Source organism: Microcoleus sp. S13C4 (genome assembly GCF_036700865.1).
GTDB lineage: Bacteria > Cyanobacteriota > Cyanobacteriia > Cyanobacteriales > Microcoleaceae > Microcoleus.
In genome coordinates this window covers 1-1,497 of sequence record NZ_JAUBPS010000167.1, presented here as the reverse complement: position 1 = coordinate 1,497, position 1,497 = coordinate 1, and the positions used below count along the sequence as shown (strand labels likewise).

Annotated in this window: 1 protein-coding gene; it reads right to left on the bottom strand. The window is 48.6% G+C overall.

The window, feature by feature from the left end; genetic code table 11:
• Positions 1–13: 13 nt before the first annotated feature.
• A complete protein-coding gene (locus QT996_RS28440; RefSeq protein ID WP_333050850.1) occupies positions 14–1,333 on the bottom strand; it encodes an IS4 family transposase in 1,320 nt (439 codons plus the stop codon).
• Positions 1,334–1,497 lie beyond the last annotated feature (164 nt).

Below are 1,497 nucleotides of genomic sequence, written 5' to 3'. Positions count from 1 at the left end.
CATTGGTGACAAGTTAAGGCTCAAAGCCCGTTGTCAAGGGAATTTTCGGTGGTGGCTCAAAGAACAAGGGCTCCCCAGTGCGGACGGTCTGGGGAAAGGGAGCGATAATCAACTTAACCTTGGGTTTTCGTTGAGCTTTGACAATCCCTAAATCTCGATTTTCCGGAGCGGCAAAATACTTCACGGGGTCAGCAGCTAATCCCTTGTGATGAGCCACTTGAAAATGATACAGACCTCGATAAATCATCTCCAAAGAAATGCTCTCAAATTCCAGGGACATCTCGTCAGCCACGGCATCTCCTAAATCTACCAACAGGCCATAAAACAGCCAAGTTCCCCAAATCTGTAACTTGATGCCATTCAGGGAACCCGTCCATAAATAACTGAGTCCTAACAGCCGTTTTACTACGTTAAATGCCTCTTCAATCCGCCAGCGCCGTCGGTACAAATCCGCCACCACATAGGGCGGGAGAATGGCTGGGTCGAGTACAGAGGTCAGGTAAGAATGCCAGGTGTTCCCCGAACGCACTTCTATCAAACGTAAGGTGATAAATGGAGTCTTTTTCGTTCCCGAACCCAGACGCACTCGGCGGTCTCGCAGACTATAGGTGTTGGTCAACACTGCCTCGACTTGTATCGTCGCTCGTTTTTTGAGTCTGGTAATTAAATCCACGCCTTGTTCTCTCAATTGATGCCAAAATTGAAAGTGATAGAACCCTCTATCTAGTAGCAGTAAGGTCTGGGGTTTGACTAATGCTAACAGGTCTTTCTCCCAGGAGGTGTCCGAGGCTCTGGGATTTTCGTCAAATCCAATCTCGATCGGCAAGCGGGTGATTAAATCGATGACTACTGTCATCTTTCCGGCTAATTGACCTTTGGGGAGAGTTTCTAAACTTTTGAGTTTCCGAAATAGAGCTTCTAGGGTTGAACTGTCGGCGATCCAAATCTGCTCAAAGCAGCGACGGGCAAACTGTGTACTTTCGGGTTCAAGACGGCGAGTTCGTAAGCACCAAGCCTGTCTCAGATGGGGCAACAATTCTTTGAAAACTCTCTCGAATAACTCGGCCCGAAAGGTCAAAAATCTTTGAGAAAGAGCTTGTTGACTTACCTGTGTGGGGGGACACCATAAAAAACCTTCTCTTCCTAAGATGCGGCTTAATTCCCGGACTCCTGCCACATCTCGCCACAGTAGAGTCAGGAGCGCTGCCACCATCAATGGTAGGTTGAGTATCCGGTCTCTCAACCCCAGTCGGCGGTAGTAATTTTCTTGAGCGGTAATGGCGGGCATGACCAAGGCTTCGAGTTGGGCAGCGACCACTTCGTCTTCGACCATCGGTCGTTGGCTGTTCTTGGCATGGTCTCTGTTGGTTTTTCGGTTTCGGCTCATGGGGACTCACTGTGCCTCAATGACTTGTCCAGTCTGAGTTTCACACATTTTTTCCCTCAAGGATAGTTCCCCCTTGACAAACCTCTTTCTTCCTTAACTTGTCACCAATG